Raw genomic sequence first — 24715 nt, 5'->3', positions numbered from 1 at the left:
TTCGTAATTTTGCGGCTTCTTATCCGACTCTTATGTGAGTCAAAGAAAAGTTACGATACCTATGAAAAAAGTAGTGGTTGGTTTGTCCGGAGGTGTAGATTCCAGTGTTTCAGCATACCTGTTGAAAGAACAGGGATATGAAGTGATAGGTCTTTTTATGAAGAACTGGCATGATGATACGGTAACCATTTCAGATGAATGCCCTTGGTTGGATGATAGCAATGACGCGATGCTAGTGGCAGAAAAACTGGGGATCCCATTTCAAACCGTAGACCTAAGCGAACAATACAAGGAACGTATCGTTGACTATATGTTCAACGAATATGAAAAAGGTAGAACTCCAAATCCAGATGTACTTTGTAATCGAGAAATTAAGTTCGATGTTTTTATGAAGATCGCTCTGTCTCTGGGTGCAGACTACGTCGCTACCGGTCATTATTGTCGCAAATCTGAATTTGAAAAGGATGGAGAAACCATTTACCAGCTTATGTCTGGAATGGATTCCAATAAAGATCAGTCTTATTTTCTTTGTCAGTTAACCCAGGATCAGCTTTCTAAAACCCTCTTCCCTATTGGAGAACTTCAGAAATCTGAAGTAAGAAAGATCGCTTCAGAACAGGATCTGGTAACTGCTGATAAAAAGGATTCTCAGGGACTTTGCTTTATTGGTAAAGTAAGACTTCCAGATTTTCTTCAGCAGAAATTAAAACCAAAAGAAGGAGTTATCGTAGAGGTTTCTTCTGAAGATGATATTTACAACGAGGAAGAATTGAGCTTTTCGTCTAAAAATGAGGAATTGCAGTTTCTATCTAAAAAATACAATTATCGCAAAGATCAGGGCAAGGTTGTAGGAAATCATCAGGGTGCACATTATTTCACAAAAGGACAACGAAAAGGTCTGGCTGTGGGTGGTACTCCGGAACCTTTATTCGTGATCGATACCGATGTAAATGAGAATGTGATCTATACGGGACAGGGCAAGAACCATCCCGGGATTTACAGGCAGGCTTTGTTCATTTCAAATGATGAAGTGCACTGGGTTCGCAAGGACCTGGCTATAGGAAATGGAAAAGAGATGAAAGTTAAAGCTCGTATTCGATACCGCCAGCCTTTGCAGGAAGCAGTTTTACATCAAACCGAAAATGGTATGTATGTGGTTTTTGAAACACCACAAGCTTCCATCACCGATGGTCAGTTTGTAGCCTGGTATAGTAAAGATGAACTGCTGGGTTCTGGGGTAATTTCGTAACTTACTTGCCTGCCGGCAGTTTGCTATGAAAAAAATATTTCTACTTATCTTTTTTATTTCCAGTTGTGCTTTCGCACAGGAACACGCTTTGGTTTATTTTACAGACAAACCTAATGCAGTTGAAGCACTCGAAACTCCCGAAAATCTTTTTTCTGAAAGAGCTTACGAGCGCAAATTATTGAGAGGTACGACTATTAACTTTCTTGATGTTCCGGTTCATGAAGCTTTTATTAGCGATCTTAAAACAAGATCTGGTTTCGAAATTAAGGCTAAATCCAAATGGTTTAATTGCGTTTACGTAATAGGTGAACGAAATTCAATTAAGATTTTAGAAAGTCTGGATCATGTTGCCAATGTCCAGTTCCTCGAAGAACTTTCTAACAGGAGTCAAAGCATTCCGCATAAAAGCAACGTGAATAAGCTTGAAACAGAAATAGATTTCAATTATGCTTCTACTTCCAACCAGGTCAGAATGCTTAATCTTCAGAATTTACATGAGCAGGATCTAACAGGAAATGGAATGATCATCGCCGTGATGGACTCCGGTTTTCCAAATGCAAATTCTCTGGTATCATTTCAGAATTTAAGAAACAACAACAATCTACTGGGAGGATATGATTTCACGAATCGCTCAGAGGATTATTCCGCAAGCACACTGGATAACCATGGTACACTGGTACTTTCTACCATGGCTGCGTTTAGAGAAAATCTTTACGTAGGTACGGCGCCAGATGCTGCCTATTATCTTTTTGTTACCGAAGTTGCTGCTAATGAGACTCCAGTTGAGGAAGCCTATTGGGTTGAGGCCGCCGAGAGAGCTGATAGTCTGGGCGTCGATATTATCAACACTTCTCTGGGATACACTTTATACGATAACCCGGCATATAGTTACACTCCGGATGATATGGATGGGCAGACAAGTTTTATTTCAAGAGGAGCTAATATGGCTATGCAAAAAGGAATGCTTGTAGTTACTTCAGCAGGAAATCGTGGAGATGAAAATTATTTTAATATCATTAGCGCTCCTGCAGATGCAAATGTCCTGGCCATTGGTGGAGTTGATCCAACAGGGAATTATGCACCATTTAGTTCTGTTGGGCCCACCGCAGACGGCAGAATTAAACCAGATGTGGTCGCTCAGGCTATTGAGGTCGCAGCAATCAACGAAGATGATAGGCTCGTTGGCGTGAATGGCACGTCATTTTCCAGTCCGATCATGGCCGGCGCCATTGCTTGCTTCTGGCAATTAAACCCGGAATGGACCAATTTCGAAGTGATGCAATTAATAAGAGATCTTGGGCATCTTAGCAATTCTACCAATAATTTTCTTGGTTATGGTATTCCAGACTTTTCAACCACCGCGAATCCCATAACTCCTAATTCTTCGGAATTAATTTTATATCAAAATCCGGTAGAAGATCTTCTAAAATTTGCCGGACCAGAAAGCAATTATAATATCAGAATTTTCAATACCGCAGGGAAAATGGTCTTAAACGAACGCAGCGTTTCTTCAGAAATTAATCTTTCCGGCTTTTCTCGTGGTATTTATATTGCTATGTTTGAATCTGAAAACACGACTGAAAAATTTCTTATCATCAAAAAGTAATGAGTTTTAAGCACAATAGAATCACTGAACTTTTCAATATTGAATATCCTTTAATACAGGCGGGAATGATCTGGGCAAGCGGCTGGAAATTAGCCAGCGCAGTCTCTAATGCCGGTGGTCTTGGAATTATTGGGGCAGGTTCCATGTATCCCGAAATCCTTAAGGAACATATTCAAAAATGCAAAAAAGCTACCGATCAACCTTTTGCGGTAAACGTGCCGATGCTCTATCCCGATATTGACAAGATCATGGATATTATTATTGATGAGGATGTAAAGATCGTATTTACTTCTGCCGGGAATCCTAAGACCTGGACTTCTCACCTACAAAGTCATGGAATTAAAGTAGTACATGTAGTAAGCAGTGTGAAATTTGCTGTAAAATCTCAGGAAGCTGGTGTAGATGCTATTGTTGCTGAAGGATTTGAAGCAGGTGGTCATAATGGCCGTGATGAAACTACCACTTTTACATTGATTCCTATGGTTCGAGAAAAGATCAATATTCCGCTGATAGCAGCGGGAGGAATTGGTAATGGAAAAGGAATGTTTGCCGCGATGGTTTTGGGAGCTGATGCTGTTCAAGTTGGGAGCAGGTTCGTAGCAACACCTGAGGCAAGTTCTCACCAGAATTTCAAGGAAATGGTAGTGAAAGCGAAAGAAGGCGACACTGTACTCACCCTGAAAGAACTCGCACCCGTCAGATTACTAAAAAATAAGTTTTTTGAGGATGTTCAGGAACTTTATACCAAATCTCCAAGTAAAGAAGACCTTACTACATTATTGGGTAGAGCCAGAGCAAAGAAAGGGATGTATGAAGGTGATCTGGAAGAAGGTGAACTTGAAATAGGTCAGATTTCCGGGTTGATCAATGAGATCAAACCTGCTGCTGAAATTGTAAAGGAAATGATTACTGAATTTGAAGAAACTAAAGTCGCTTCCCAAGAATTTTAAAGCGCGTAATCTTCGTATTCAGCTAATTTAGAAGCCACAAATTTTCTCCAAAGGACTTCTGCTTCTTTGTTTTCACTATGTGAAGTCTCTTCATCAAAACGATTCTGCATAGCGACTCTTTCAGCTTCAGTACTGTTATAGAGTTTTTTGAGATCCTGTCGTATCCTTCTGCCTATTTCATATTCAGCAAGTCGCTTTCTCAGTTTGCGAGCATGTAATTCGGTAATATCAAAATGCAGTTGTTCATGAGCGAGTAAATATGCTGGATTGTTCACGTCCTTTACCCAGCTTAGATCTGGATAGAAATTACTTTTCACTTCATGGGCAAGCTCAGGTTTTCCAGAACTGGTACTATAATTCCATGAATAGCTCATCCCGGAATTCGTGTTTGCTGAAAAATCTATATTATAATCTGGTGTAGCTTCAAAATTTTGCCAGCTAAGACGCTCTATATCAGCCCACTCGATTTTTCTTTTTTCCTGTGCATATCCAATATGTATAATTCCGAAGAGAAATAAGGCGAGAAGAATTTTTGTCACGAATACTTGAAATTTACTGGCTTTTCAATTTCTGTGTGCAGACTATGATAGACCGGGCAGGTAAGTGCTGCGTTCTCGAGGATCTTCCTCTCCTTCTCATCAAAGCTTCCCTTTACATCTATATTGATCTCAATTTTAGAGATCCTTCGCGGCTTATCGGTCATGACCTTGGTAACCTCAGCGGTAGTTCCTTCAATCGCCATTTGATGATCATTGGCTTTAATACCCATAATCGTAAGCATGCAGGAAGCAAGTGCAGTTGCCACCGTATCTGTTGGTGAGAAAGCTTCCCCTTTCCCATGATTGTCCACAGGAGCATCGGTGATCATTTTCGATCCACTTTGTAAATGTTCAGCTTCTGTTCTTAAATTTCCGAGGTATGTAACTTTAGAGGTCATTTGCTTCAGTTATAGTTAGATCTTCATTCAGGTTTAAAATATAGATCGCATCATTAGTATATCCACCTTCAGGCTTCGTCAAGTAATGAAATTTGCTCTCATAATACTCTGTATAACCTGGGTATTTTTCAAAGCTTTCGTATAGATCTTCCGCAGAAGCCAATCTTAACAATACATCCATTGTAAGATCATAACCACGAACGGCATACTGGTTAGGCTGAACTTTAAATTTCTTCGCATAGTCTTTTACGAACTCATCATCTTGCTGGGTATCGAATTCTTTATCTACTGAAGGATAATGAAGTTTCAGTTTCCCCAGATGATTGTTGGAGATCACATCACTTTCGTATCCATTATTCTTATTGGTAGTAAGCAGCGTGATCTTATTATTTCTTGTCAACCTGTTTAAAGCAGCAGCAACACTACTTATAAGGTTCATATTTTCAGACTCAAGAATCACCCAGTTTTCTCCTGAAGACATTACTTCCGCCAGTTTAGCTTCGGAAACAAAATTATCTGAAGGATTCACTGTTCTCGCCGAAGGTACCGCACTCATTAGTTCATTTTTGATGGCAAAAGATTTTGAATCGGCAATAACGATAACATTTTTTCCACTCGCATTTCTAGCGATATAGTCAACCATTTTTGACCTTAGGAATTCTTCACTTGGTCGGGACTGGAATAAGTTTCCGTAGCCTTTCATGCTTCTATTACTAAGGGGATTGATCACAGGAATATTCTTATTCTCGAGCACTCCAGCTACAGTTTCTGTTACATCCTGGATAAGCGGACCTATAACCGCATCTACATTATCAAAGTTATTGGTTCTAAGAATGTTTGAGGCTTCCCCAGTACTTCTTCTGGTGTCATACACCTTAAGCTTTGTTGAAATCCCCATGTTTTTCGCTTTCTCCACCGCCATTAGCACACCGCTATGGAAATCAAGAGAAATTCGTATCACTCTTTCATTCAGAATAGCGTTACGATAGGTAGGAATTGAATCGGCATCAATCTTGTCGAGATGAAACGGCAACATTAGAGCGATCTCTTTAGTATCGCGGTTGTCAATAAAAGATTTTAGATCTACTTTGATTTGAGAACCTGATTCCATACCAGTGTACCGCTCATCCTTGTTATCTTCAGAATTTCTATCGTTTTTTGGAACCTTAAGCACCATCCCATATTTCAATCCTTCACTAAGTGCTGGATTCAATCTAATCAAAGAATCCTGAGATACCTCAAACTTTTTAGACAGTCTGTAAAGTGTTTCCTGTGGTTTCACTTCATAAAACCGAAAACGATCATCCGTAATAATAACCGGTTCCTCATCCAGTACAGCAGTACCAACGCGAATCATCATTCCTGGCTGTAATATTTCTACTTTCGGATTCATCTCGTCCAGCTCTTTAAGTGTCATCCCATACTTTCTCGCAATCCCATATTTGGTTTCCTGCGGAAGTACGATATGTTCTCTGGTCTTGAAATTTTGCGAACTACTGGAAATCTTTGAATTAACAGATTTCTCTGCGGGAATTTTCTCTAACTGATTAGTTGATTCCGGTTGAGGAGTATTTTTTACTACCACATTTTCCGCAGGAATATTTCCAACGGGAATTTGAATGGTTTCTCCTATTTGGAGCTCCTTGGAATATAATTGCTTATTATACCTTTTAATATTATCGATACTAACACCGTATTCCTTAGAAAGACTATAAAGCGTCTCCTTTTTCTTTACCTGGTGTTCTTTGAAAGACACAGATATAGCTGAAGTTTCTGTATTTGTAGACACTTCAGTTTTGTTTTCAGAAATTGGAATAACGAGTTTTTCATCGATCCCTATTCCGTTCTTTGCTTCCGGGTTGTATTTATAGATATCCTCCTCATCAATACTGTAAGACTGGGAGATACTAAACACAGTTTCACCTTTTTTCACAGTATGATATTTGTACGACTGCGCGTTTGCAGACATACTTATCACCTCGAAAAGAAAACATAACACAAATAGGTACTTCATTCTTTTATCTTTTTTGAGATTTTATTCCCACTCTATTGTTGCCGGTGGTTTGGAGCTAATATCATAGACTACTCTATTAACGCCTTTCACCCGGTTGATTATTGTATTCGAGGTCTTTTGCAGGAACTCGTATGGTAAATTCACCCAGTCTGCAGTCATACCATCTGTGGATTCCACAGCTCTCAATGCTACCACCTGCTCATAAGTTCTTTCATCACCCATAACTCCTACCGACTGTATGGGTAGTAAGATCGCTCCGGCCTGCCATACTTTGTCATATAACATCCAGTCTCTTAATCCCTGTATAAAGATATGATCTACTTCTTGAAGTATTCGCACTTTTTCTGCCGTTATATCACCAAGAATCCTAATCGCCAGTCCCGGTCCTGGAAATGGATGTCTACCTAATAATACCTTGTCGATTCCAAGCTCCTTTCCTACTCTTCTTACTTCATCTTTAAATAGCATTCTTAGCGGCTCTACCACTTTCAGCTTCATGAAATCAGGTAATCCACCCACATTGTGATGAGACTTGATCGTTACTGAAGGTCCATTAACAGAAACCGACTCGATCACATCTGGATAGATAGTACCCTGCGCCAGGTAAACAACATTCTTGATCTCGTGAGCTTCATCATCGAAAACTTCAATAAAAGTATTCCCGATCGCTTTCCTCTTTTCTTCAGGATCTGAAAGACCTTTCAATGCTTCCAGAAATCGTGCCGAAGAATCCACTCCCTTTACATTAAGCCCCATATCCTTGTACTGGTCCAGTACACTTTCGAATTCGTTCTTCCGAAGAAGACCATTATTAACGAAAATACAGTACAGGTTTTTGCCAATAGCCTGGTGCAATAAAACGGCAGCAACCGTAGAATCCACACCTCCACTAAGACCCAGAACTACCTTGTCTTCTCCAATCTTCTCCTTTAATTCTGAAACTGTTAGATCAACAAAAGCGCCAGGCGTCCAGCTTTGCTCAGTACCAGCGATCTTTACAAGAAAGTTCTCCAATAATTGTTTACCATCTGTGGAATGATAAACTTCTGGATGAAACTGGATTGCGTAAGTCTCTTCACCTTCAATTCTGTAAGCTGCATTCAGCACATCTGAAGTACTCGCCAGTCTTACCGCATTTTCAGGAAGGTTTATAATAGAATCACTATGACTCATCCAAACTTGTGAATTCTCTTTAATATCTTCAAACAACAATTCTGCATCCTTGATCACCGAAAGATTCGCTCTACCAAATTCCCTTGTATCTGAAGGTTCAACTTTTCCACCGAAAAAGTGGGCAAGATACTGAGCACCATAGCAAACTGCCAGCATAGGCAATTTACCTCTAATCTGTGATAGATCTGGATGCGGAGCATCTTCGGCTCTTACAGAAAATGGACTTCCTGAAAGGATAACCGCTTTAAAACCTGATAAATCTTCTGGAATTTTCGAGTATGGATAGATCTCGCAATAAATGTTCAGTTCCCTAACACGCCTTGCGATAAGCTGCGTATACTGCGAACCAAAGTCTAGGATGAGTACGTTGTTTTGCATGCGCAAAAATAGGAATTTAGGTAAAAAAGGAGGCCATGGAAGATGGAAAATTTCTATATTTAAAATGCATTAAGACTTTGTCAAATATGAAATATTTAAGTGCTATAATTTTTGCCATTGCGATCATGGTTGCAGCCTATTTTCTGGGTGATGCTTACGTTTCAAGAGCGAATCCCGATGGTGTCATTTCGGTGACCGGCTCGGGTAGTGAGAACTTTGTTTCAGATCTAATTGTGTGGGAAGGTAGATTCAGCAGAAATTCTCCGAATCTGGAAGCAGCATATAATCAACTTGATCAAGATAAAAATATTGTCAGATCCTATCTTATTGGTAAAGGGATTAAAGATGAGAACATTGTCTTTAATTCAGTTCAAACTAATGAACAGCAAGAGAACCAGTATCAAAACGGTAATTATGTAGGCAGTATTTTTAAGGGTTACGAACTAACCCAACCTGTGAAAATTGAAAGCAACAATGTAGAGCTTATCGAAAATGTGTCACGTGAGATAACAGAATTGCTGAATAAAGGTGTCCAGTTTAACTCCTCTCCTCCCAGGTATTACTATACCAAAATGGCAGATCTCAAAATTGAAATGATCTCTAAAGCTACAGAGGATGCCAGACTACGTGCAGAAAAAATCGCATCGAACAGCGGGGAAGATCTTGGCGATCTCAAAAGTGCCAATATGGGCGTGTTTCAGATCACCGGCCAGAATAGTGGTGAGGATTTTAGCTGGAGCGGTGCATATAACACGGCAGATAAAAACAAAACCGCATCGATAACAATGCGGCTGGAATATGAAATAGATTAAGTATTAGTCTAAGGTAGCCAATATCTGCTCAATATCATCTTCAGTAGTATCCGGATTAATAAAGCAGAATCTCACAACGCTTTCATCCTTCCACAGAGATGGGGTGACCAATGCAAATCCTGAATTGTGATTTTTGTAGGTCCAGTCGCGGTAATCTTCCGCAGACCATCCTTTTCTCTTAAATAAAACTACAGATAAACTTGCCGGTCTCACCAGTTCAAGCAAATCATTCTGCTTCACTTTGGAAGCGGCAATATGTGCAAGTTCTATCCCTCGTTCGATGGCCTCTTTATACTTGTTAGTTCCATGCATCGCCAGTGAAAACCATAATGGCATCCCGCGTAATCTACGGGTTAGCTGGATCTGGTAATCTGCTGGATTGAATCCTTGTGCTCCCTCGTCCTTGAATATTTCTAGATATGCTCCTTTTTGAGAATGTGCTTTTTTCGCCAGTTCCAGTTTCTTGTAGATCACCGCGCCACAATCGTAAGGTGAAAAGAGCCATTTATGAGGATCTATTGTAATACTATCTGCCTGCTCGATGCCGTTGAACAAATGTCTAACCGAGTCTGCAGCTAATGCTCCACCTCCATACGCACAATCTACATGCAGCCAGATATTTTCTTTGGCGCAAACATTCGCCACACCTTCCAGGTCATCTATGATCCCCGCATTGGTTGTTCCACCTGTTGCTACCACCGCAAAAAGTCTGTTTCTATCCTGTTCGCTTAAATTTTCTAATTCCTTCTGAAGTGCAGTTCCCGATAAAAATTCTTCTTCTAAATTTACTAGGTGAACATCTGCATCCATTACTTTTGCCATGGATTTTATTGAAGAATGTGCACCTGTTGAAGTGATCAAAAGTGCTCTATCTCTGGCGTGAGCTGGCTTTTGTTCTCTCCATTCTTCTCTTGCGGTAACTAATGCTGAAAGATTTGCAGCTGTACCACCACTTGTGAATACTCCAAAGGCTGTTTCCGGTAAACCGGTTAAACTCACCAGCCATTTCATCGCCTGGTTTTCACAAAATATCCCTCCGGCTCCTTCCATCCAGTAAGAACCATGAATACTCGAAGCTGAAGTTACCAGGTCAAACATGATCGCAGCCCTGGTTGGTGCAGCAGGCACAAATGCCAGGTGCCTTGGGTGATCTATAGGTACCGTTGCTTTAACCAATACGTTCTTGAACAACTGGAATGCACTTTCACCTCCAATACCTTCCGGAGTTATAGTTTCTCCAACCAATCTCAAAAGTTCTTCTTCCTTTTTTGGCGCTCCAAGTTCCGGCGTCACATTAGATATTCGATCAATGGCGTACTTCATCACGTCCAACGTCATTTCAACCAGATCCATATCTATGGTATGCATTCTATTCTTTTCCAAAAGTGATAATTTTAAAGTTTGCGTCTAAAGGATCTAATTCTGTTAAAAGGCGCTCGATAAGCTCCTGACCGTATTCATCGTAATATTCAGAGAAATTTGTTTGCCGCTCCTGCAAACTTCTGTTTGGAAAGAGATCATTCTGTAAAGCGGCGATTCGCTCTACTTCATCCTTTAATTTTCTTTTCTGTGCTTGCAGGAGTCGGTTTTCGAGATTGTCCAGACCTTTAAGCTGCTTTACTTCCTGCGCTTTTACTGCACCGATAAAAGATTTATCGGTTTTCTCAGCCAGCTCATACATTTGCTGAAATTGCTGAATCAAATGCTCTTTCTGTTCTGAAAAATCAATGTTGATATTGCTGATTTTCCGAACCTTGCGATTGATCAGCTCATGTTGTTTCAGAAATAATTCCTTCAGTGAAATATCGAGTTTTCTGCGTTTGGCATCCTGTTTAGCAGTTTGCAGTAATGCTGAATTCCGAAGTAACAACATTGGAAAAACCACGTTTTCGGCTTCAAAATAATTGTTGAGCTGCAACCAGTAAGCAAGTTCTCCTCCTCCACCTATATAGCAAAGATTTGGAAGCAGCACTTCCTGGTAAAGCGGTCGCATCATGACATTTGGACTGAAACGTTCCGGGTGTGCATCTACTTCTGCAAGTATTTCTTCTTTGCTCCAGCTTATCTCGGTTTCATGAACATAATAACGAGAATCTCTTTTAATGATACGTTCCCGAATCTCGTCATTGAGATAAAATAAATTGATATCCCGCGGATTCACCTGTACTTTATAGTCCTGTTCTGCCAGAGAATCTATGGCTGTTTGCGAGGCTATTGAGGAAGACTCATTTAATAATTCATTTTTTATATGGCTGGAAAAATGCTTTTTTAATCGGGAATCTCCAGCTGCGATGATGACCAGACCTTCTTTGCCAAATAACCTGTTCGCCAGATAGCGCGTGGCATCGGTCAAGTTATTGTGCTCCAAATATGCTTTCTGGAACATTTCCTTCAATTCTTCGGCATTAGTTCCTCCACCAATCTCGGCAGAAAAAAGCTTAAAAACTTCCTCAAGCCCTTCCGTAGAAAGTTTACCAACAGCAGTCGCTCCAGCCCGCTTTTCGGCATTATTCCATTTGAATTTTTTTCCGTGAAGATTAAAGAAATTGATCTCTTCAAAATCATGATCCTCTGTAGCCATCCAGTATACCGGTACAAAATTATTTTCCGGATGTTTTTCTTTTAACTTCCTGGTAAGATTGATCGTGGAGACTATCTTATAAAGAAAATAAAGCGGACCCGTAAATAGATTAAGCTGATGACCCGTAACCACTGTAAATGTCTTTTCTGAAGATAAAAGTTCGATGTTGCCAGACGTAGTCTCAGAAACTTTAAGACCTGAATACTGCTCTTTTAGAACTTCTACCAGATCCTTACGAATGGAATTGTTATAAGACCTGAATTTCTCATCGATCTGAGCCCTGAAATTTTCAATTTTAGGGAAACGATGATACAAATGTCCAAGACTTTCCTTTTCTGAAAGATAATCCAGGATTAATGGAGTAAAATAATTGGTATCGGGATAAGCTATATGATCTGTAGACATCAACCTGTTTATAATTGCCGTAAAGATAAAACCTTTTAGGAAGGAAACTAAATCGAGACCAGCCGCATATTTATTCTTTACAATTAACTTAACATCTATAAAATTCATAAATTCCGGTTATCAATCAAAAACCAGTAGTTCATGATCTTAAAACGACTAATTTTCGCACTATTAATCACATTCTCATTTGCATCCTGTTCAAGTGATGATGACGCTCCCACGCCAGATCGCAGAAGCATTGAAGATCTCGAAGAAGATTTTCAAGCCTTGAACCTGCAACCAGGGATCAACGATGTTACGCTTGAAAATCTTAACGGAAGTTCCTGGAATTTTAGAGTGATCATCCCGGAAAGTGCTTCCTCTTCTGAGAGACCTCTTGTGCTAACTCTTCATGGTGCAGCTAGCGGAAATGCAAATGCTCATAAAAACACTGCCTGTTATGCCGAGCCTGGATTCGCCGCCTTGGATCCAATTATTGTAAGTCCTAATGGAGGAACGCAGCTTTGGAACAGCGCTTTCAACCAGGATCTCGTTATCGGGTTAATGTATCTCACTCAGAAATATTTGAATGTTGATAGAGATAAAACCGTGGTAACAGGTTACAGTAACGGTGGAAATGGCAGCTGGTTCTATGCTGAAGTTTATCCGGAAATCTTTACTGCATCTATCCCAATGGCCAGCAGTTACAGTACTTTTAGCTCTAACGGGAGTGTTAGAACCATAGAAACTCCACTCTATGTTATTCACGGGGAAAACGACGAGCTATTCCCACTAGCTGAAACTCAGGAATGGGTCGCTGCGACAAAAGATGCCGGTACCAATGTCACTCTGGAAGTCGCTCCTGGTTTAACGCATTATGAGTCTTGTAATTATGCTCCATATTTGCAAAATGCTGCGAGTTGGCTACAGGATGAAGTTTGGGACTAAATCGCGACTTTTTTTACTTAATTTTGGATGCATTCACTTTTGAAAATCTAAAATTTTGAAAATCAGATTCTTTTTATTCTTTCTCATTGTAATTACTACGACATTATCTGCACAGGAGGTTCAAAGTCCGTCGCAGTTTCTTGGTTACGAATTGGGCTCTCAGTTTAGCAGGCATGCAGATGTCGTGAACTATTTTGAACATGTAGCTGAAAATTCTGATCTGGTAAATTACCAGCAGTACGGCCTTACCAACGAACGTAGACCACTTACTTATGCCATTATTTCTTCGGAAGAAAATATACAGAATGTTGAGTCCATCAAGCAGAAGCATTTTGCGAGTGCCGGACTAACCGATTCTAATGAAACTTCTGAAAAAGCCATCGTATGGCTAAGCTATAATGTGCATGGTAATGAAGCTTCCAGTACCGAGGCTGCAATGAAAACTCTATATGAACTGGTTACCGGGAAGCAAGAACTTCTGAAAAATACGGTGGTAATTATTGACCCTTGTGTCAATCCAGATGGTCGTGACCGTTATGCAAACTGGTACAACCAGGTAAAAGCAACTCCTTATAATACAAGTCAGTTTTCTGCCGAGCATGATGAACCATGGCCGGGTGGAAGACCTAATCATTATCTTTTTGATCTAAATCGTGACTGGGCTTGGGCAACGCAGGTAGAAACAAGACAACGTTTAAAAATTTATAATCAATGGATGCCACATATCCATGTAGATTTCCACGAACAGGATATCAACCATCCTTATTATTTCGCTCCTGCTGCTGAACCATTTCATGAGATCATTACCGACTTTCAGCGGGATTTCCAGACCAGAATTGGAAAAAATCATGCGAAATATTTTGACGATAATGGCTGGTTATATTTTACAGGGGAGCAATTTGACCTGCTTTATCCAAGCTACGGGGATACGTATCCAACCTATATGGGCGCTATCGGGATGACCTACGAACAGGCTGGTCATGGCCGTGCTGGTTTAGGGATTCAAACTAACGAAGGTTATATATTGACCTTGAAAGATCGCATAGAACATCATTTTACTACAGGAATTTCCACGGTGGAAATGGCTTCAGAAAATGCCACTGAACTGGTTTCAGAATTCACAGATTTCTTCTCTGGAAGTGATTCAGAATTTAAAACCTATGCAATGAATGGCGAAAAGGATAAGATCGACGCTTTAACTGATCTACTGGACAGGCATGAGATCAAATATAGTTTTGCCAATTCAGGTAACATCAAAGGTTATTCTTATCAGGATTCCAGAAGTGGAAATCTTGAGGCTTCTAAAGAAACTTTATTAGTATCTGCGAATCAGCCAAAATCGAAAATGATTAAAGTGCTTTTCGAACCTAAAGCCAAACTTGTAGATTCTCTTACGTATGATATTACCGCCTGGAGTCTGCCTTATGCCTACGGTCTGGAGACAGTTGCCAGTTCCAAAATCATCAATGGCAATTCAAATAATCCTGAAAGCTTTGAGCAAAATACTGCAAATGCTAATGCTACGGCATTCCTGTCAAAATTGAATAGCATGGAGGATGCGAGATTTCTGGCTGAACTTATTAGAAATAACATCAAGGTCCGTTTCAGTGAAAAGCAATTTCGAAATTCCGGTGAAGATTTTAATGCTGGTAGCCTTATAATTTCTAAAAGTGATAATTCAACTATTGAAAATTTTCAGCAGAAAGTGGTGGAGATCGCCAATAACCTGCAGCGAAAACTTATAGCCACTAATACTGGATTTTCAGATAAGGGACCGGATTTTGGATCTGGAAATATAAAGATCATAAATAAGCAAAAAATCGGACTCCTTAGAGGTAAGCAGGTTTCTTCGCTAAATTTTGGAGAGATCTGGTACTTTTTCGAACAGGATTTGAAGTATCCGGTAATTCCATTGGAAACTAGTAATCTTTCTGCTAGTGTACTGAGTGAACTCAACGTGCTGGTGATGCCTTCAGGGAATTACTCCGGTTTTCTTGATGAAGATAATTTGAAAATGCTTGAGAACTGGATTCGTGGCGGTGGAAAGGTGATTGCCATCGGGGATGCTGTTTCAGCATTTGCAGGAAAAGATAGTTTTGGGATTAAAGAAAAAAATTCTAAGAAAGATTCACTAAAAACTGCCGACAAGCTTGTTCCCTATTCTCAGCGAGAAAGAGAATATGTAAAGAATATGATCACCGGGAGTATCGTAAAAACTTCGGTAGATGCAAGTCACCCATTGGCATTTGGATATGACGATACTTACTTCAGCATAAAACTCAGCGGTGATAGTTATGAGCTTCTGGATAAAGGATACAACGTAGCATACATTCAGCAACCTGAGATCGTTTCTGGATTTGCCGGTAGCGAAGCTCAGAAAATGCTTGAAAACTCCCTTATTTTCGGCGAAGAAAATATAGGTAGAGGTAGTATCATTTATATGGTGGACAACCCACTATTCAGAGCTTTCTGGGAGAACGGAAAGTTATTTTTTACTAATGCAGTGTTCCTAACAAATAATAGAGGATATGATTACTAATATGAAAATGAGACAATTTTTAAATGCTTTATGCTTTTTTCTGGTAGCGAATACCATTGCATTTGCCCAGGAAGGAACGAATCAGTTTTCGGTAGATTTTGAAACTTTCACCCTTGAAAACGGGCTTAAGGTGATACTTCACGAAGACAAATCTGACCCTGTCGTAGCAGTAGCGCTTACCGCTCATGTGGGTAGTGCCCGGGAAAAAGAAGGCAGAACAGGTTTTGCACATTTATTTGAACATCTCTTGTTTCTCGAATCTGAAAACCTTGGAAAAGGTGGACTGGATAAGCTCTCTGCCAGAATCGGTGGTAGCGGCGCTAATGGTTCTACTAGTCGTGATCGCACCAATTATTTCCAGACCGTACCAAAAGATGCTTTGGAAAAAATGATCTGGGCCGAAGCAGATAAACTTGGATACTTTATCAACACGGTTACAGAACCGGTCCTTGCCAAGGAAAAGCAGGTAGTTAAAAATGAAAAGCGACAGGGAGTGGACAATCGGCCTTATGGACATACATTCTATGTGATCGACAAAAACCTGTATCCTAAAGATCATCCCTACAACTGGCAGGTGATTGGAAGTTTGGATGATCTGCAAAACGCCACTTTGCAGGATGTAAAAGATTTTTATAATAAATGGTATACTCCTAACAATGTAACTCTGACCATCGCAGGTGAATTTGATAAAGATCAGGCCAAGGAATGGGTACACAAATACTTTGATGAGATCCCACGTGGAGAGAAGATCGAAGAACAGGAAAAGCAGCTTGTGAGTTTTGAAAACACTAAAAAAGTCTACCACGAAGATAATTTCGCAAAACTGCCTGAGCTTACACTCGCCTGGCCTTCGGTATACTCTTACCATCCTGATAGCTTTGCATTGGAGATATTGACCAGCTACCTGGCTGATGGTAAAAATGCTCCTTTATACAAGAAGATTGTGGAAGATGCCAAACTTTCTGGTAATGTGAGCATGTTCAATTACACTTCTGAACTTTCGGGGCAGTTAATGCTTCAGGTTCGGGCTTATGATGGAAAGGACCTTGACTCTGTTCATGCTATGATTCAGGAGGGACTTGCCGAATTCGATAAAAATGGTATTCCGCAGAAAGATCTTAAGAGAATTAAAGCCGGTCTTGAGACAAATTTCTATAACTCCATTTCAAGTGTCCTTGGTAAAGGTTTTCAATTAGCACAGTACGATATTTTCGCAAATGATCCCAATTTCATTAACAAGGAGATCGAAAAATTACTGGCGGTTTCTTCGGAAGATGTCATGAGGGTATTCAGAAAATATATAAAAGATCAGCATTATGTTGCCACCAGTTTTGTTCCAAAAGATCAATTAAATCTTGCACTGGAAAATTCAGAAAAAGCTGAAGTGGTAGAAGAAAAGATCGTGGAAGGTGCTGAAGAAGATTTCGATGCAAAGCAAGCGGTAGATTATCCAAAAACAGCCTCTAGCTTTGATCGAACCATTGAACCTCCATATTCAGCAAAACCTGAACTGGAAATCCCGGAAATTTGGAAGTCGACGATGCCAAGCGGACTCGAAGTGATGGGTATTACCAATAAAGAAGTGCCGCTCGTACAGTTTAGTCTTGAAATTAAAAGCGGACAGTTACTGGAATCAAAAGATAAAGCAGGGGTAGCAAATCTACTGGCAAACTTGATGAATCGTGGTACCGCTAAAAAAACTCCGGCAGAGCTGGATGAAGCAATTGAACTTTTGGGAGCGCGTATTTATGTAAGTTCTTCGGAAGAAAAAATTAGTATCTCTGGAAATACGCTAGCAAAGAATTATGCCGAGACGATGAAACTTGTAGATGAGATGCTGCTTCAACCACGTTGGGATGAGTCAGAGTTTGAACTTATCAAACAACAGACCCTAAGCAGGATCACGCAGCAGGAAGGAGATCCTAATAATATCGCTTCGAATGAATTCCGAAAACTGGTTTACGGTGAAAACAGTATTCTTTCTATGAATGAAATGGGAACCACAGAAAGTGTAGAGAATATTACGCTGAACGATCTTAAAGCTTATTATTCTGAAAATCTTTCACCTCTTAACGCTACCTATCTCGTAGTAGGTGATCTGGATCTCGAAAAAGCGAAGAATTCACTAAAAGCAATTTCGGCTTCCTGGCCTCCGAAAACGGTAGATTTCCCGGAGATTCCAGAATTCGAAGCACCGGAAAAATCTCAGATTTACTTTTATGATGTTCCGGGTGCAAAACAATCTGTTCTTACATTCGGTGCTCCGGCACTGAGCGCTAGTGATAAGGATTTCTATGCAGCTGAGGTGATGAATTACAGACTTGGCGGTGGCAGTTTCGCATCCAGGCTTACGCAGGAACTTAGAGAAGGAAAAGGTTATACCTATGGAATTCGTTCCAGGTTCGAAGATAGATCCTACATTGGACCATTCCTTATTTCCAGTGGCGTTCGATCCAATATTACTTATGAAGCAACTGAATTGGTTCGGGACATTCTTAAAGATTATGCCGATACTTTTACTCAGGATGACCTTGAGGTTACTAAAAGTTATATGACTAAAAGTAGCACCAGGAAATTTGAAACTCTGAGCGCAAAACTAAACATGCTTAAAGAAATTAGCGATTATGGATACAACGATGATTACGTTGCTGAGCAACAACAGCAGGTAGAGGAAATGACGGTAATGAATATACAGGAGATGGCGAAGAAATATATTGATCCTGAAAAAATGTATTTCCTTATTGTTGGTGATGCCGAAACTCAGTTAAAGAAATTGAAGGATCTTGGATATGGTGATCCAGTATTGCTTAACGAGGAAGAATAGTAAAAAATAATATGAGATTTTTAGAAAAGGCAGGAACTAGAGTTCTTGCTTTTTTTATAATCATATCTGTGATTTAAGTCTTTAAAGAACTGAACAAGACTTCTATCGATGAAGTCTAATATACCATCTTCACTTTCTTCTTGAACTTCAGATCGAAGAGCTAACTAATTACAACGACCACTATTTTTAACACTGAAAACGACCCTTAAATTGCCAGCTTCAGCTTGATCTTTAAATCATAGTTAAGAAGCGTAATTATCAAATCTTGCTCTAAGCTTCGCTAAATCTTCTTCAGAATAACCCTTAAAAGAAGCCATCGTGCCTTGCGCATTTTGAGCTTTGATGATTAAATTATTTCGAGTTACTGTGACATTAATAAGGCTGCCTAACTTAAAAGAATAAAATTTTCCGAAGTTTTGCTGGTAATTCAAAACAGTATCGTTCCACTCTATAAACTCTCCCTTTTTGTGTCCATATCGGTAGTTTTGATAAAAATAGAGCAGTCCAATGATGAGATATCCGAAACTCATAAAATAATTGAAAGTACCGTCTTCCTCTACTATTATTTGAGAGACTAGGTAAAAAATACTCATTAAAGTCCAGAAAACACCAAATAATAAGAACTGGTTTCTTCTAAAAAAATTGAGCTTCCTGCTTATACGCTGCATCAGGCGGAGTGTTTTAGGTTTGCAAATTCGGGATAGGCAGATCTCAGTTTCGCTATATCGCTTTGTGAAAATTCTCTAATCTCGAAATAAACACCATCTGCAGGGCCAGATTTGATGAGCAGGTTTTCTTCGCTAATTATGAAGTCATCCACCGCTGTCCAGGGATATGATTTCTTTCCATTGATTTGATCCTGAAGCACGATCTTCTTACTGTTCCACTTGATAAATTCCTTTCTATTCTCTCTTCGGAAATAACCAACAACAGCAGCTATAACACCTAATGGCAAATAAGAAAGATAAAATGAATCACCTATACTGAAGTATGCTGCGATACCCATAAGAACATAGAAACCGCCAAGAAAATATGGCATATTCCCTCTAAGAAAATGGGGAGTTTTCTCTATTTTATTCAAATCTAGGTTTTTAAATTAGACTGTGCGAATCTTAAGTTCTTTACGAACAGGCTTGCTGGTTTCTACATTGGGAGGCTTACCGTAAAGATCAAAGTCGGCAGCATCTGTAATTTCAACTTCGTAAAAATCACCGGTCTTTAAATAAACTGTCGTGGCATCTATCAAAACCTCATTATCAACATCTGGTGAATCTGCTTCAGTTCTACCAATAAAGTAATTGCCTTCTTTTCTGTCTATAATGACATTAAAAATCTTCCCGATCTTTTGCTGATTAAGTTCCCAGGAAATCTGAGACTGTATTTCCATGATTTCATTTGCACGTTCCTGCTTCACTTCCTGTGGAACATCGTCTACAAGGTTAAATGCATGTGTATTTTCTTCGTGAGAATAAGTAAAGCATCCAAGTCTTTCAAAGCGCATTTCCTGAACCCATTCTTTCAATTCCTGGAAGTTCGCTTCCGTCTCACCTGGATAACCAACAATAAGAGTAGTTCTAATCGCCATTTCTGGAACAGTTGATCTGAACTTCTTAAGCAAATTAGTGGTTTTTACATGAGTGGTTCCTCGTCGCATAGACTTCAGAAGATCATCATTAATATGTTGTAGAGGAATATCAAGATAATTACAAACCTTAGGTTCTCTGTTCATTACATCGAGAACGTCCATTGGGAATCCCGTAGGAAAAGCATAATGCAAACGAATCCATTCAATGCCTTCTACCTTTACCAGATTTTCCAGCAATTCTGCGAGGTTTCTTTTCTTATATAGATCCAGACCGTAATAGGTAAGATCCTGCGCGATCAAAATAAGTTCCTTGACTCCGTTCGCAGCAAGTTTCTCCGCCTCTATCACGAGGTTTTCGATTGGTGTCGACTTATGTCCACCACGCATTAATGGAATTGCACAAAAAGAACATGGTCTGTCACAACCTTCAGCAATCTTTAGGTATGCGTAATTCTTTGGTGTAGTAGTTAGACGCTCACCAATTAGTTCATGCTTATAATCGGCTTCCAGAGCTGAAAGCAATCCTGGTAGTTCAGTAGTTCCAAAATATTGATCCACATCTGGAATTTCCTTTTGAAGATCTGGTTTGTAACGCTCACTTAAACAACCGGTTACAAATACTTTATCTACAGAGCCTTCCTGCTTTTTCTCAACGAATTCAAGAATTGTATTAACCGACTGTTCCTTTGCGTTATCAATAAAACCACAGGTATTTATTACTACGATATTACCTTCGCCTTCATGAACCACATCCTTATCATTCGCCTGAAGCTGCCCCATCAAAACTTCTGAATCGTAAACATTCTTGCTACAACCCAGAGTTACTACATTAATCCTGTTCTTTTTAAGCGATTTCGTCCTCATAATATATTGCTTTCTAAATGCTTAAGAATTCTGAATCCAAAAATCTAAGCGGGTGCAAAGATAAGGTGTAAAATTTATACACCTAATTTTAAGCTGAATAAACTAATTGGTATTAATTCAGGTTTCTATAGGTCGCGAGTGAAGACCTAAACTTTCTGCTGAAATTCAAAGTAGAAAATATTGATTTAGGGCTTTGTTTATGAAAAGCATTCCTGCAGCTGAAGCATCCACTCTACTTCATAATACCGAACGATACTTATCAAGATAACTCCGGCGATCACATATGCCCAGTGATATTTGTTATATTTTACCATATAACCGCCAACCAGTCCGAATACTAAATATGGCACAGACAGTATTAAATTCGGGAGTACCCATGCACCCTGAAACATCGAAATGACTTTCATCACCACGAAGAAGATGCTGTAAAAAAATATGATTTTGGAAATCAGGACTAGGTATCTGTCTGCTTTTTCACTCATTATAATCCTTTGGTGTTTTTCTACGTTTGGAAGTCTTTTCAAATGCGTATGCAAATTCCAGCAACTGCTTTTCTGAAAAAGGTTCACTTATAAAAGTTAATCCCTTTGGTTGATTCTCTGAAGTATAACCCATAGGAACCGTGATCGCAGGATATTTGGCTACCGCGGCATAACCCGCATGATAATTATTGATAGAAATGATCGCATCCAGATTATGCTCTTTCATCGGTTTGCTCAGAAATCGCGTACCGTTGGTTTTTAAAGTATCCTTAATCGCTGCAAATTCCTCTGTACTAGCTGAATCCTTTAAGATTCCCAGAAATAAAGCCTGTCCGTAAGGAGCTCTTTTTACTGAATCCATAGCATTGTAATCCACAACATCCTGAACATTTTGGAAATCAACTTCTCCACCATGTTTCTGAAAATATTCTGGAAGGTCATTTTGCATATCCAGGTTCAGTAATCTTAGAAAATTTGGAAGATCGATCTCTTCCGCTTCGTATTCTATAATAGTCGCGCCGGCTTTCTCTAGATCAGCCACTGCCCTCATGTACAGTGAATCTGACTTTAAACTTTTGATCACTCCAAATCGTTTTCCTTTAAGACTGGAGTTTTTAAGATCCTTGTAAAGATTCGAAAGTTGTTTTGCTGCAGAAGAAGCAGGATCTTCTGAATCGACTCCGGTCATAGCAGAAAGTAAGATCGCATTATCGATCACAGATCTGGTCATAGGACCTGGAGTATCTAAAGTACTTGAAATAGGCACAATTCCGCCACGGCTTAATAAACCAATAGTCGGCTTCATTCCAACAATGGAATTTGAACTTGATGGTGATAAGATAGAACCGGATGTTTCAGATCCTACAGCTACAGGAGCAAGATTCGCAGCTACCGCTACTCCACTTCCAGAGCTTGATCCGCCGGTATCATGGATTTTTCTGCCATATGGATTCAGAGTTTGTCCTCCAACTGCCGAATACCCGCTTGGACATTCACCACAGAAGAAATATGCCCATTCACTTAGATTAGCTTTGCCAAGAATAAGAGCACCATTCTTTTTAAGTCGTTCCACTATAAACGCATCACCGGTTTGATTTTTTTTCAAAGCTTCAGCACCAGCCGTAGTCGGCATAGCCTTCGTATTGATATTATCCTTCAGTAATACCGGAATCCCGTAAATAGGATGATTGCTGGTTGAGTTCTTTAGTTGCTCATCTTTTTTTCTTGCTTCAGAAATAAGATCAGGATTTAGGGAGATCACCGAATTTAGTGAAAGATCATTTTCGCGGTCATATTCTCTTATTCTGGTTAAGTAAAACAAAGATAGTTCTTCGTAAGTAAGTTTTCCAGAGGCGATAGATTCCTGAATTTCCGGAATAGACTTCTCGAAAACCAATGCTTTTACTTCCTCATAAACTTCGGAAGTAAATTCATCTAAATCTTTCTCAAATGGCATCCATAAACTGTCTGCCGTAATAAATTCTGAATCGAGAACTTTAAATTCCCGCTCTTCCGAAGTAACCGAAGTAGAATCCTCAGCATTTTGAACTTCTTCTGAATTTTCTGGATCATTTTTACAGGAAGTCAGCAGAGTTCCCAGCACAAAAAGAAGAAATAATTGTTTCATTATTTAAAGAATGAGTCTACGAATTCGTATTTATTGAAAACCTGTAAATCCTCTACTCTTTCTCCTACTCCAATATATTTAACAGGAATTTGAAATTGATCACTAATCCCGATCACCACACCACCTTTCGCTGTACCGTCCAGTTTGGTAACAGCAAGCGAAGTTACTTCTGTGGCTGCAGTAAACTGTTTAGCCTGCTCAAAAGCGTTTTGGCCGGTAGAACCATCCAACACCAGCATCACTTCATGAGGTGCCTCTGGAATGGTTTTTTGCATTACTCTTTTGATCTTGGTAAGTTCCTTCATAAGGTTAACCTTGTTGTGCAACCTTCCGGCGGTATCAATAAGAACCACATCTGCACCCAGCTTCACAGCGCTTTGCACCGTATCAAATGCAACAGAAGCGGGATCACTTCCCATTTTCTGCTTAATGATTGGAACATCTGTACGATCAGCCCAGATTTGTAATTGGTCAATGGCAGCGGCACGAAAAGTATCTGCCGCTCCTAGTACTACCTTTTTACCTGAGTTTTTAAATTGATTGGCAAGTTTCCCGATAGTGGTGGTTTTACCAACTCCATTTACACCAACCACCATAATTACATATGGCTTTTTCCCTTCAGGAAGGCTAATGTCTGAACCTTCCCCTTTATTGGTTTCAGAAAGTAATGCCGCGATCTCCTCTCTTAGAATTTTATTCAGCTCATCGGTACCAAGATATTTATCCCGGGCAACGCGTTCTTCAATTCTATTGATAATCTTAATGGTGGTAGCAACTCCCACATCGCTATTTACAAGTACGTTTTCCAGATCGTCCAAAACCTCTTCATCAACTTTGGTCTTTCCGGCAACCGCCTTGCTCATTTTATCAAAAAAACTAGCTTTAGATTTTTCCAGTCCTTTGTCAAGGTTTTCTTTTTTCTCTTTAGAAAATATCTTTTTAAATAAACTCATTTTATTCTGGCAGGTTAATATGTAAAAGAAGCCATTCAGCCCCTTTTTTACGGCAATAAAGATACATAAAAAGAAAAAGCCGTCCAGAATAAATCCAAGACGGCTTTTTATGATTATTTAAAATCGTTTGTGAACGATACTTACTTCTTCAAGAAGTCGTTAACGTCTTCCGGAGCCATGATTTGTTCTACAAATGTGTAGGCACCGGTTTTCTCAGATTTAACCATTTTTATTGCTTTGGTTAATCTTTTAGATCCTGTTTGAATAGATGCTACTGATTTCTTTGCCATGACTCAATTATTTAATTTCTTTATGAACCGTCATTTTCTTAAGAATAGGATTGAATTTCTTCAACTCCATTCTATCCGGTGTATTCTTCTTATTTTTTGTAGTAATATATCTTGAAGTACCTGGTTGTCCAGTTGCTTTATGCTCTGTACACTCTAGAATTACCTGAACTCTGTTACCTTTCTTTGCCATTGTGAAATATTTTTAGGTGCTGCTTAGGATTATTTCTGAAGAAATCCTTTTGCTTTAGCTTCCTTAATTACGGCAGAAATGCCTTTTTTATTGATATCTTTTAATGCAGATGTACACACTTTTAAAGTGATCCATCTATCTTCTTCAGGAAGAAAAAAACGTTTTTTAACCAGATTGGCGTTAAATTTACGTTTAGTCTTGTTCATGGCGTGAGAAACATTATTCCCAACCATTGCTTTTTTCCCGGTAAGTTCACAAACTCTTGACATTGCTCTATACTTTTCTCGTTATTTCAAAACAGGCTGCAAATTAACGATTTTTTTACCTAA

General features: G+C 39.4%; 22 protein-coding genes. 7 read left to right on the top strand and 15 right to left on the bottom strand.

Annotated features, from left to right (window positions below):
* Window positions 1–61 precede the first annotated feature (61 nt).
* The 3 genes from mnmA to ABVM50_RS08660 are packed head-to-tail and all read left to right on the top strand — an operon-like array spanning window position 62 to window position 3805.
* Window positions 62–1249 (top strand): tRNA 2-thiouridine(34) synthase MnmA, encoded by a 1188-nt coding sequence (mnmA, locus tag ABVM50_RS08670; RefSeq protein WP_405198201.1) that lies wholly within the window; start codon window positions 62–64, stop codon window positions 1247–1249.
* Between the two features lie 25 nt (window positions 1250–1274).
* A complete protein-coding gene (locus tag ABVM50_RS08665; RefSeq protein ID WP_405198200.1) occupies window positions 1275–2855 on the top strand; it encodes a S8 family serine peptidase in 1581 nt (526 codons plus the stop codon).
* Window positions 2855–3805, top strand: a complete 951-nt coding sequence (locus ABVM50_RS08660) for an NAD(P)H-dependent flavin oxidoreductase (protein ID WP_405198199.1) — start codon at window positions 2855–2857, stop codon at window positions 3803–3805. Before ABVM50_RS08665 ends, ABVM50_RS08660 begins: the two co-directional genes overlap by 1 nt.
* On the opposite strand, the gene ABVM50_RS08655 is transcribed toward ABVM50_RS08660, so the two are convergent.
* The 4 genes from ABVM50_RS08655 to guaA are packed head-to-tail and all read right to left on the bottom strand — an operon-like array spanning window position 3802 to window position 8307.
* Window positions 3802–4344, bottom strand: a complete 543-nt coding sequence (locus ABVM50_RS08655) for a DUF922 domain-containing protein (protein ID WP_405198198.1) — start codon at window positions 4342–4344, stop codon at window positions 3802–3804. The genes ABVM50_RS08660 and ABVM50_RS08655 overlap by 4 nt on opposite strands.
* Window positions 4341–4742: an OsmC family protein gene (locus ABVM50_RS08650; RefSeq protein ID WP_405198197.1), complete on the bottom strand. Its 402-nt coding sequence runs from the start codon at window positions 4740–4742 to the stop codon at window positions 4341–4343. The genes ABVM50_RS08655 and ABVM50_RS08650 overlap by 4 nt, the downstream gene beginning before the upstream one ends.
* Window positions 4732–6756: a LysM peptidoglycan-binding domain-containing protein gene (locus tag ABVM50_RS08645; RefSeq protein WP_405198196.1), complete on the bottom strand. Its 2025-nt coding sequence runs from the start codon at window positions 6754–6756 to the stop codon at window positions 4732–4734. The genes ABVM50_RS08650 and ABVM50_RS08645 overlap by 11 nt, the downstream gene beginning before the upstream one ends.
* Window positions 6757–6777: 21 nt before the next feature.
* A complete protein-coding gene (gene guaA, locus ABVM50_RS08640) occupies window positions 6778–8307 on the bottom strand; it encodes a glutamine-hydrolyzing GMP synthase (protein ID WP_405198195.1) in 1530 nt (509 codons plus the stop codon).
* Between the two features lie 86 nt (window positions 8308–8393).
* On the opposite strand from guaA, the gene ABVM50_RS08635 reads away from it, so the two are divergent.
* Complete coding sequence (locus ABVM50_RS08635) at window positions 8394–9119, top strand: SIMPL domain-containing protein (protein ID WP_405198194.1); 726 nt, start codon at window positions 8394–8396, stop codon at window positions 9117–9119.
* Between the two features lie 3 nt (window positions 9120–9122).
* On the opposite strand, the gene ABVM50_RS08630 is transcribed toward ABVM50_RS08635, so the two are convergent.
* The gene (locus ABVM50_RS08630) at window positions 9123–10487 is read right to left on the bottom strand and encodes a pyridoxal phosphate-dependent decarboxylase family protein (protein WP_405200698.1); all 1365 of its coding nucleotides are present in this window, start codon (window positions 10485–10487) and stop codon (window positions 9123–9125) included.
* A 1-nt stretch (window position 10488) separates the two neighbouring features.
* Window positions 10489–12105 (bottom strand): bacillithiol biosynthesis cysteine-adding enzyme BshC, encoded by a 1617-nt coding sequence (gene bshC / locus ABVM50_RS08625; RefSeq protein WP_405200697.1) that lies wholly within the window; start codon window positions 12103–12105, stop codon window positions 10489–10491.
* Window positions 12106–12246: 141 nt separating this feature from the next.
* On the opposite strand from bshC, the gene ABVM50_RS08620 reads away from it, so the two are divergent.
* The 3 genes from ABVM50_RS08620 to ABVM50_RS08610 are packed head-to-tail and all read left to right on the top strand — an operon-like array spanning window position 12247 to window position 18395.
* Window positions 12247–13032: a prolyl oligopeptidase family serine peptidase gene (locus ABVM50_RS08620; RefSeq protein WP_405198193.1), complete on the top strand. Its 786-nt coding sequence runs from the start codon at window positions 12247–12249 to the stop codon at window positions 13030–13032.
* A gap of 55 nt (window positions 13033–13087) precedes the next feature.
* The gene (locus ABVM50_RS08615) at window positions 13088–15571 is read left to right on the top strand and encodes a M14 family metallopeptidase (RefSeq protein WP_405198192.1); all 2484 of its coding nucleotides are present in this window, start codon (window positions 13088–13090) and stop codon (window positions 15569–15571) included.
* A gap of 7 nt (window positions 15572–15578) precedes the next feature.
* Entirely contained in the window at window positions 15579–18395 is a 2817-nt protein-coding gene (locus tag ABVM50_RS08610; protein WP_405200696.1) for a M16 family metallopeptidase, read from the top strand.
* 242 nt (window positions 18396–18637) lie between these two features.
* On the opposite strand, the gene ABVM50_RS08605 is transcribed toward ABVM50_RS08610, so the two are convergent.
* The 9 genes from ABVM50_RS08605 to rpmB all read right to left on the bottom strand — a co-directional run bounded on the left by ABVM50_RS08605 (window position 18638) and on the right by rpmB (window position 24655).
* A complete protein-coding gene (locus ABVM50_RS08605) occupies window positions 18638–19063 on the bottom strand; it encodes a hypothetical protein (protein WP_405198191.1) in 426 nt (141 codons plus the stop codon).
* Window positions 19063–19476, bottom strand: coding sequence for a hypothetical protein (locus ABVM50_RS08600; protein ID WP_405198190.1), 414 nt, complete (start codon window positions 19474–19476; stop codon window positions 19063–19065). Before ABVM50_RS08600 ends, ABVM50_RS08605 begins: the two co-directional genes overlap by 1 nt.
* Window positions 19477–19491: 15 nt before the next feature.
* Window positions 19492–20844, bottom strand: coding sequence for a 30S ribosomal protein S12 methylthiotransferase RimO (gene rimO, locus ABVM50_RS08595; RefSeq protein ID WP_405198189.1), 1353 nt, complete (start codon window positions 20842–20844; stop codon window positions 19492–19494).
* A gap of 197 nt (window positions 20845–21041) precedes the next feature.
* Window positions 21042–21326 carry a hypothetical protein gene (locus ABVM50_RS08590; RefSeq protein ID WP_405198188.1) on the bottom strand — a complete coding sequence of 95 codons (285 nt, stop codon included), beginning with the start codon at window positions 21324–21326 and terminating at the stop codon, window positions 21042–21044.
* Window positions 21319–22953, bottom strand: a complete 1635-nt coding sequence (locus ABVM50_RS08585; protein ID WP_405198187.1) for an amidase family protein — start codon at window positions 22951–22953, stop codon at window positions 21319–21321. Before ABVM50_RS08585 ends, ABVM50_RS08590 begins: the two co-directional genes overlap by 8 nt.
* On the bottom strand, window positions 22953–23906 hold the full coding sequence (gene ftsY, locus ABVM50_RS08580) for a signal recognition particle-docking protein FtsY (protein ID WP_405198186.1): 954 nt from the start codon (window positions 23904–23906) through the stop codon (window positions 22953–22955). Before ftsY ends, ABVM50_RS08585 begins: the two co-directional genes overlap by 1 nt.
* A 140-nt stretch (window positions 23907–24046) precedes the next feature.
* Complete coding sequence (locus ABVM50_RS08575) at window positions 24047–24196, bottom strand: DUF4295 domain-containing protein (protein ID WP_084509775.1); 150 nt, start codon at window positions 24194–24196, stop codon at window positions 24047–24049.
* A gap of 7 nt (window positions 24197–24203) precedes the next feature.
* On the bottom strand, window positions 24204–24386 hold the full coding sequence (gene rpmG / locus ABVM50_RS08570) for a 50S ribosomal protein L33 (protein WP_057480125.1): 183 nt from the start codon (window positions 24384–24386) through the stop codon (window positions 24204–24206).
* Between the two features lie 29 nt (window positions 24387–24415).
* Window positions 24416–24655 (bottom strand): 50S ribosomal protein L28, encoded by a 240-nt coding sequence (gene rpmB / locus ABVM50_RS08565; protein WP_026915534.1) that lies wholly within the window; start codon window positions 24653–24655, stop codon window positions 24416–24418.
* Between the last annotated feature and the right edge of the window lie 60 nt (window positions 24656–24715).

The organism is Christiangramia sp. LLG6405-1 (genome assembly GCF_045055805.1).
Classification (GTDB): Bacteria; Bacteroidota; Bacteroidia; order Flavobacteriales; family Flavobacteriaceae; genus Christiangramia.
This window is presented reverse-complemented; position numbering and strand designations above follow the sequence as displayed.